The organism is Exiguobacterium sp. UBA3491, assembly GCF_002377745.1.
Taxonomy (GTDB): domain Bacteria; phylum Bacillota; class Bacilli; order Exiguobacteriales; family Exiguobacteriaceae; genus Exiguobacterium_A.
Window position 1 is genome coordinate 8,552 of record NZ_DFQK01000010.1, and the last position, 8,302, is coordinate 16,853.

At 45.8% G+C, this 8,302-nt stretch carries 8 protein-coding genes; 7 read left to right on the plus strand and 1 reads right to left on the minus strand.

The window, feature by feature from the left end; genetic code table 11:
• Window positions 1-563 (minus strand): hypothetical protein (locus B4F99_RS02305; RefSeq protein WP_290755069.1); only part of this gene is annotated, 563 nt, incomplete at its 3' end.
• A 239-nt stretch (window positions 564-802) separates the two neighbouring features.
• Between B4F99_RS02305 and B4F99_RS02310 the strand changes: the two genes are divergently transcribed.
• The 7 genes from B4F99_RS02310 to B4F99_RS02340 all read left to right on the plus strand — a co-directional run.
• Entirely contained in the window at window positions 803-1,366 is a 564-nt protein-coding gene (locus B4F99_RS02310) for a glycerol-3-phosphate responsive antiterminator (protein ID WP_023467370.1), read from the plus strand.
• A 195-nt stretch (window positions 1,367-1,561) separates the two neighbouring features.
• Window positions 1,562-2,386, plus strand: a complete 825-nt coding sequence (locus B4F99_RS02315; protein WP_029340954.1) for an MIP/aquaporin family protein — start codon at window positions 1,562-1,564, stop codon at window positions 2,384-2,386.
• Window positions 2,387-2,416: 30 nt separating this feature from the next.
• A complete protein-coding gene (glpK, locus tag B4F99_RS02320) occupies window positions 2,417-3,907 on the plus strand; it encodes a glycerol kinase GlpK (RefSeq protein WP_290755072.1) in 1,491 nt (496 codons plus the stop codon).
• A 163-nt stretch (window positions 3,908-4,070) separates the two neighbouring features.
• Entirely contained in the window at window positions 4,071-5,726 is a 1,656-nt protein-coding gene (locus tag B4F99_RS02325; RefSeq protein WP_290755183.1) for a glycerol-3-phosphate dehydrogenase/oxidase, read from the plus strand.
• Window positions 5,727-5,872: 146 nt separating this feature from the next.
• Entirely contained in the window at window positions 5,873-6,553 is a 681-nt protein-coding gene (locus tag B4F99_RS02330; RefSeq protein ID WP_290755074.1) for a DsbA family oxidoreductase, read from the plus strand.
• 39 nt (window positions 6,554-6,592) lie between these two features.
• Complete coding sequence (locus tag B4F99_RS02335) at window positions 6,593-7,582, plus strand: lipoate--protein ligase (RefSeq protein WP_214856732.1); 990 nt, start codon at window positions 6,593-6,595, stop codon at window positions 7,580-7,582.
• 50 nt (window positions 7,583-7,632) lie between these two features.
• Window positions 7,633-8,302, plus strand: a 670-nt coding sequence (locus B4F99_RS02340) for an SDR family NAD(P)-dependent oxidoreductase (RefSeq protein WP_290755076.1), incomplete at its 3' end; no start/stop codon positions are given.

Genomic DNA, 8,302 nt, shown 5'->3' on the forward strand with positions numbered 1-8,302 from the left:
GTTCGTTTAGGCGGACGAGCCGTAATCGGGAACAGTCGCTGAAACCATTCGATCAGCGGACCATTCAATAGTAAGAAAATAAAAGTCCCGACTCCGATGCCGATCAATTGACGTTCAATCAGTGAAAAGAGACTGGCAATCAAAAAAGGAATCCCGAGACTAATCGTTGCTCCGATTGATGTACTTTTAAAGCGGGTGATGAGTGATTTCATCAAGTAATCTGGCGGCATCAACACGAAGCCGATTTGGAGATAAAGTGCGAGTCCAAGTGAAATCAACGGCATACCGATTAACATATACAAGCCGCGCATCCATAGTCCTTGTGGTGTGTAGATCAATTGATGGATTGATAAGAAGAAATCAATTGCGGCGCCGAACAGTACGACGAGTGCAAAACTGAGGACGATCGTCCACCAACTGAAGCGGCTTCCAAGAGAAAGCGCTGCAATCAAGGCAAGCGCATGTAAGACGATGATAGCGAGTCCGACAGTTAACGGTGAGATCGCCGCGACAGCTTCACTCGCTGATGTCCAAGGTGCACTGCCGATCGAGGCGGTTACCATAAAGCTGTTACCTAGGGCATTAATTAAAATCGAGAATAAATAAATAGTGATCCGTTTTTGCTGACTCATTGACGTGCACAGACGGTAGGACTGCGCATTCACCTCCTGAAAATAAATCGTTTCGTTAAGCTATACCCTAATCGTAGCGCTCTTTTCACTTATTTTCATGAAAAGAGCATTGCCTAATACCTCAGTTTCACGACATACTTAGGACACATTACGAATCAGGGGGAGAACGCATGACATATTTTGGACAGAAGATCCTGCCTTCCGTTAGAAAATTAGAAGACTTTGAAAAGATGCTGAAGAGTCCATATGAGTATGGGGTCTTACTCGAAATGCACGTCTCGCGTTTAAAAGCAGTCTATGAGATGGCACATCGATACGACAAAAAAATGTTTTTGCATATGGATCTCGTCCAGGGGTTAAAAAATGATGAGTACGCGACGGAATATGTTTGCCAAGAACTGAAACCGTATGGTGTCATTTCGACGAAGGCGAGTGTCATCTTGAAGGCACGTCAAAAAAAGGTCAAGACGATGCAGCGTATGTTCTTACTCGATTCCAGTTCACTTGAAAAAAGTTATCAACTTATGGAACGGACGCAACCTGATTACATCGAAGTATTACCAGGGTTGATGCCAAAGTACATTCAAGAAGTGAAGGAAAAGACAGGGCGTCTCGTATTCGCTGGTGGACTTATCGATACGGTCGAGGAAGTGGAACAAGCAATTGAAGCGGGTGCCTCAAGCATTACGACATCGAATAAGGACTTGTGGCGTCATTTTGAACCACGCTCCTAACCGGACTGTGATGAAAATCATTCGGATTGTTTGACAGCGTTTTCACTGGTTGTTATAGTGATATCAAGTTGATACAAAGTGACGGAGAAAAGGGAGATTCACGTGTGAGTCCTGCTTGAAGAAAATTCAAGCATGAACTGACGTGGATCTCCTTTTTATGTTGCTTTTTTCACATAACAAAAAGGAGGAATACACATGTCACCCTTACTAGCGGAATTTTTAGGTACAGCCTTGCTTGTCGCGCTTGGAAACGGTGTTGGTGCAGGCGTTAGTTTGACGAAATCGTTTGCGAAGGATGCAGGCTGGATCGTCATCACGTTTGCCTGGGGTTTTGCTGTGGCGATTGCCGCGTATGCCGTCGGTCAATTCAGTGGAGCACACCTTAATCCAGCAGTGACGCTTGGTTTAGCCTTTGACGGTTCATTTGCATGGGCGGACGTACCAGGCTATATCGTCGCTCAAATTGCCGGCGGGATACTTGGTGCAAGTCTTGTTTTCGTTCATTACTTACCACATTGGGCGGAAACGAAAGACCCAGCAACGAAACTCGGCGTCTTTGCGACGTCACCAGCGATTCCACATACATTTGCCAATCTAATGAGTGAAATGATTGCGACGTTCTTACTTGTCATCGGGTTGTTATCGATCGGAGCGAATAAGTTCTCGGATGGTTTAAATCCATTGATCGTCGGTTTCTTGATCGTCAGCCTCGGTATGTCATTCGGAGGCACGACAGGATATGCGATGAATCCGGCGCGGGACCTTGGTCCACGTATCGCTCACTTCATCTTACCGATTCATGGAAAAGGATCATCGAACTGGGGGTACTCTTGGATTCCGGTTCTCGGACCAGTTCTCGGTGGAAGTCTTGGCGGATTGTTTTATCGTTCGGTCTTCACAGGAAAAGATACACCGGCTTTTTGGGTTGTAGGACTTGTGACAATCGTCATATTAGGCTTATGCTATAGATTCGGTGTTCGTCCGAACAAAACAACGTCAGTGGAGTCAAAGTCAGCTTAACTTATTTAGATACAAAAGGATGGGGAAGAGATGGAGAACTACATTTTGTCATTGGATCAGGGAACGACGAGTACACGTGCGATCCTGTTTAATCGTGCCGGCGAGATCGTCCATTCAGCACAACAGGAATTCACGCAGTATTTTCCGAAACCAGGTTGGGTCGAACACAACGCAAACGAGATTTGGGGAAGTGTCCTTGCTGTCGTGGCGACTTGTCTGACGGAGGCGAACGTAAAGCCATCGCAGATTGCTGGTATTGGAATCACGAACCAACGTGAAACAGCTGTCGTCTGGGAAAAAGAAACAGGGAAACCGATTCACAATGCAGTCGTGTGGCAATCGAGACAAACGGCTGAAATCTGTGAAGCGCTTCGAGCAGCCGGTCATGCCGAGCTCTTCCGTGAGAAGACAGGTCTATTGATTGACGCTTATTTCTCTGGTACGAAAGTCAAATGGATTTTAGATCATGTCGAAGGAGCACGGGAACGTGCCGAACGTGGTGAACTACTGTTTGGTACGATCGATACGTGGCTCATCTGGAAATTATCCGGCGGAAAAGCACATGTGACCGACTATTCGAATGCAAGTCGTACGTTGATGTATAACATTCATGAATTGAAATGGGATGACGAGTTACTCGGCATCTTAGATGTCCCGAAAGCGATGCTTCCAGAAGTACGACCATCTTCTGAAGTGTACGCAGAGACAGCAGGTTATCATTTCTTCGGAGAAGCGGTTCCGATCGCTGGTGCAGCGGGTGATCAACAAGCCGCATTGTTTGGTCAAGCGTGTTTTGATACAGGAATGGCGAAGAACACATACGGTACAGGCTGCTTCATGTTGATGAACACAGGGGAAGAGGCTGTGAAATCAGATCACGGATTGCTGACGACGATCGCATGGGGCGTCGATGGAAAAGTGGAGTATGCTCTAGAAGGAAGTATCTTCGTCGCAGGATCTGCGATTCAATGGTTACGTGACGGCTTACGTCTCATTGATGATGCCAAAGAATCAGAAGGATACGCAACGCGTGTCACGTCATCAGAAGGTGTCTACGTCGTACCGGCATTCGTTGGTCTTGGAACACCTTACTGGGAATCAGACGTTCGTGGTGCAGTCTTCGGTTTGACACGTGGTACGGAAAAAGAACACTTTATCCGCGCAACATTAGAATCACTCGCTTATCAAACACGTGACGTCTTATCTGCGATGGAGCAAGATTCAGGGATCGAGATGAAGACACTTCGTGTTGACGGTGGAGCGGTTAAAAATAACTTCTTAATGCAGTTCCAAGGTGACATCATTCAAGCGCCGGTCGAACGTCCGGAAATCAATGAGACGACGGCATTAGGTGCAGCCTACTTGGCAGGTCTTGCTGTCGGATTCTTTGAAAACCGTGAACAAATTGCGACGCAATGGAAAAAAGAACGCCGTTTCGAGCCGAGTATGGCAAAAGAAGAGACGGATGCGCTTTATGGCGGATGGCAAAAAGCTATTCAAGCTACGATGTTGTTTAAATGATGTGATCTATGTTATAGTAAGGTCAAGTTAATAAACCGGTCGGAGAATATGGAGAGACCACAGCAACAGTTGACATAGTCAGCGTGTTTGTTGTGGTCTCTTTTTTTTCGAACCTAAACAGGAGGAACTATTCATGGCTAACCAACAACAGGAGGAACTATTCATGGCTAACCAACCATTCTCAAGCAAAAACCGTGCAGATGTCTATAATCGATTAACACGTGAAGAACTCGATCTACTTGTCGTAGGTGGCGGGATCACAGGTGCGGGAATCGCCCTCGATGCGGCGTCACGCGGTATGAAGATTGGCCTCGTCGAAATGCAGGATTTCGCATCTGGTACATCTAGTCGTTCAACGAAATTAGTCCATGGTGGTCTACGTTATTTAAAACAATTTGAAGTTCAAATGGTCGCTGAAGTCGGTAAAGAACGTGCGATTGTTTACGAAAACGGCCCACACGTTACGACACCAGAATGGATGTTACTTCCGATGCATAAGGGCGGTACATTCGGACCGTTCAGTACGTCAATCGGTCTTCGTGTCTATGACTTCTTAGCAGGTGTTAAACGTTCTGAATGGCGTACGATGTTATCTGCAAAAGAAACATTAGCAAAAGAACCACTCGTTAAACAACAAGGTCTAAAAGGTGGCGGTTACTACGTCGAGTACCGCACAGATGATGCTCGTCTAACGATTGAAGTCATGAAAGAAGCAGTCGAACATGGTGCGCGCGTCGTCAACTATACAAAAGCAGAAGAAATCATCTACGATGCTGGAAAAGTCGTCGGGATGCGTGTGACAGACCTCTTGACAGGTGACGTGCATGAAATCCGTGCGAAAAAAGTCGTCAACGCGACAGGTCCATGGGTTGATGAATTACGTGAAAAAGATGGCTCGAAAGTCGGGAAACAACTTCGTTTGACAAAAGGTGTCCACGTTGTCATCGATCAATCGAAATTCCCACTCAAACAAGCGGTCTACTTCGATACACCAGACGGTCGGATGATTTTTGCGATTCCACGTGATGGAAAAGCATACGTTGGTACGACAGATACGTTCTTCGATAAAGATACAGCACATCCGAAGTTCACAGTCGAAGATCAAGACTACATTTTAGACGCGATCCACTATATGTTCCCAGATGTTAAAGTGACAGCGGAAGACGTGGAATCAAGCTGGGCTGGTGTACGTCCATTGATTTATGAAGAAGGAAAAGATCCTTCTGAAATCTCTCGTAAAGATGAAGTATGGCAGTCTGAGTCAGGTCTCATCACGATTGCGGGTGGGAAATTGACTGGATACCGTAAAATGGGTGAGCACGTCGTTGATCTCGTTGCTAAACTCTTGAAAAAAGAAGAAAACGTTGCGTATGCACGTTGCTCGACGAAAAACATGCCAATGTCGGGTGGACATGTCGGCGGAGCAAAAGGATTTGCTGAATTCCTAAAAGCTCAAACAGCAACGAATGGTCTAACAACAGAGGAAGTTCAATTCTTAGCAAAACGCTACGGTTCGAACTTACCGAAAGTACTTGAATATGCAGCAGCATATGATGCTGCTACGACAGATCTTCCTCGTTCTGTCTACGCACAACTTCACTATGGTATCGAACATGAAATGGTCGCTCGTCCGATTGACTTCTTCATCCGTCGTACAGGTGCTGTCTTCTTCGACATTGCTTGGGCTCGTGCTCACAAAGACGCGGTCATCGAAGAAATGAAAACTGTCTTGAACTGGACAGCAGAACAAACAGCTGCTTACACGAAAGAACTCGATATTGAGATCGAAGATGCAGCACACGCGCTTGTAACAGAATAAGCGATGAACGCACTAAAGAACCAAGATCAAAACGATCTTGGTTCTTTTTTTGAACATATTTGAATCGACCTGGGCGGAAAGATTGCAACTCTGTCTAGAGGCGACTATGCTTAATGTATGAAACTGCACAAAAGGAGAGAACACAGATGAAAGTAGAAGTATGGTCGGATTATGCATGTCCGTTTTGTTATATTGGGAAGCGTCGTTTAGAACAAGCAATTGCGAACGAAAAGTTGGATGTTGAGGTCGAATTCAAAAGCTTTGAACTTGACCCAGATGCACCAGCAGTGCCGACGCAAGGGTTATACGAAATTCTTGCTTCGAAATATGGGACGACTCTCGAACAAGCACGGAATATGTCGCAAGGTGTCGTTGATACGGCACGTCAGGAAGGCTTGCACTACGAGATGGATCGTGTCATCCCAGCCAATACATTCGAGGCTCATCGCCTGACTCAATTTGCAAAAAAATATGGTAAGATGAATGCAGTATCGGAAGCTTTGTTCACAGCTTATTTCATGAATGGAGAAGATTTGAATGACCCAACCATTCTGACGCGGATCGCAGTAGAAGCAGGACTTGCTGAAGCAGATGTCACAGCGTTTCTCGCATCAAAAGAACTGGCGACAGATGTTCGAGAAGAAGAGGCGATGGCACAACAACTTGGTGTTCGTGGTGTACCGTTCTTCGTCTTCGACCGAAAATATGCTATTTCCGGCGCACAACCAGTAGAAGCATTCGAACAAGTCTTCGCGAAGATCCGCCAAGAACAAACACTTGAAATCATCGCTGAAGGTGATGCGTGTGGTGTCGACGGCTGTAACTGATCACATTATGATTCCATCACAAAGGAGCACGAAACCCTTATGAAATTCATCTTCCATCCTGAGATTCGCGATGCGCGAATCAATCTCGCTGTCGAAGAATTCATCTTGAACAACCTGAACGTCAATGAAGAAGACTATTTCTTGTTTTATATCAACGGTCCATCCATCATCGTCGGAAAAAACCAGAACACGAATGAAGAAGTTAATTTGAAGTATGTCGAGGAAAACGGCATCCACGTCGTCCGTCGTCTTTCCGGCGGTGGCGCTGTTTATCATGATGAAGGAAACTTGAACTTCAGTTTCTTGACGAAAGATGACGGTGATTCGTTCAACAACTATAAAAAGTTCACGGAGCCGGTCGTGCAAGCGCTGCATAAACTCGGTGTCGAAGCGGAGTTATCTGGACGAAACGATATTCATGTCGGAAGCCGGAAAATCAGCGGGAATGCCCAGTTCACGACAAAAGGACGGATGTTTAGTCATGGTACGCTGATGCTCGATTCGAACATCGAAGAAGTCGTCAATGCGCTTGTCGTCAGTGAAGAGAAGATGCGTTCCAAAGGCATTAAATCGGTTCGGAGCCGTGTCGCGAACATCTCGGAATTCCTGACAGAACCGTTGACGATGGAACAATTCGTCGATCATCTCCTTGCCTCGATCTATGAAGGGAAAGAGATTGAACGGTATATCTTAACTGAAGAAGACTGGGATAAAGTACGTGCCATCTCGGCAGAACGTTATGGCAACTGGGAATGGAATTTCGGAAAATCACCGAAATTCGATGTTATTCAAAAAAAACGTTTCCCGATCGGAACGATTGACTTCCGATTGAATGTCAAAAAAGGCATCATTGAAGAAGCGAAGATTTACGGTGACTTCTTTGGCGTCGAGGACGCGGAAGAAATCGCACGGGCGCTTGAAGGTACACGTTATGATCGCGCGTCTCTTCGCGAAGTGCTCGGTCGGTACGAATTGAAAAAATATTTCGGCGCCGTCGAACTTGATGAGGTGCTAGACGTTTTAGCGTAAGTCTTTATGGGAAAACTCCTTCTATCAACAGCATAGGGGGAGTTTTTTTCATGGGCTATAATAAAGATAACTTTTTAGAAGGTTCGTTGACGGACTTTATCGATTTTGAACAGATTTCAAAACAATTACCGAAGACGGAGGACGAACAACCGTTACCTTATTATGAGCGTGATGATTATAAGGCAGCAGGTAAGCTTGAAGGAAAGGTCGCAATCGTCACAGGCGGCAATTCTGGAATCGGTCGTGCTGTCTCGATTGCTTATGTCCGTGAAGGGGCAAAGGTCGTCATTGCTTTCTATGGCGATCAAGAAGGAGCAGAAGAAACGAAGGCGCGTCTTGAAGAATTAGGAGGCGAAGTCCTACTTTCTAAAGGAGATATTGGGGACGCAGACTACTGTGAAACACTTGTTCAAAAAACGATCGACCATTTCGGTCGCTTAGATATCGTCGTCAACAATGCAAGTATGCAAAAACCAGAAGATAGTCTGAAAGATATCACGGATGAGTCGATGGAGAAGACGTTCAAGACAAATATCTTCGGAATGATGCGTCTTGCCCGTGCTGCTTTACCGCACCTTTCACTTGGTTCTGCCATCATCAATACGACATCTTCGACAGCATACGAGGGGAACGCATTATTGATCGACTACTCCGCTACTAAAGGAGCAATCGTTAGCTTCACGCGGAGTCTTTCAATGAATCTGGCAAAAGAGGGCATTC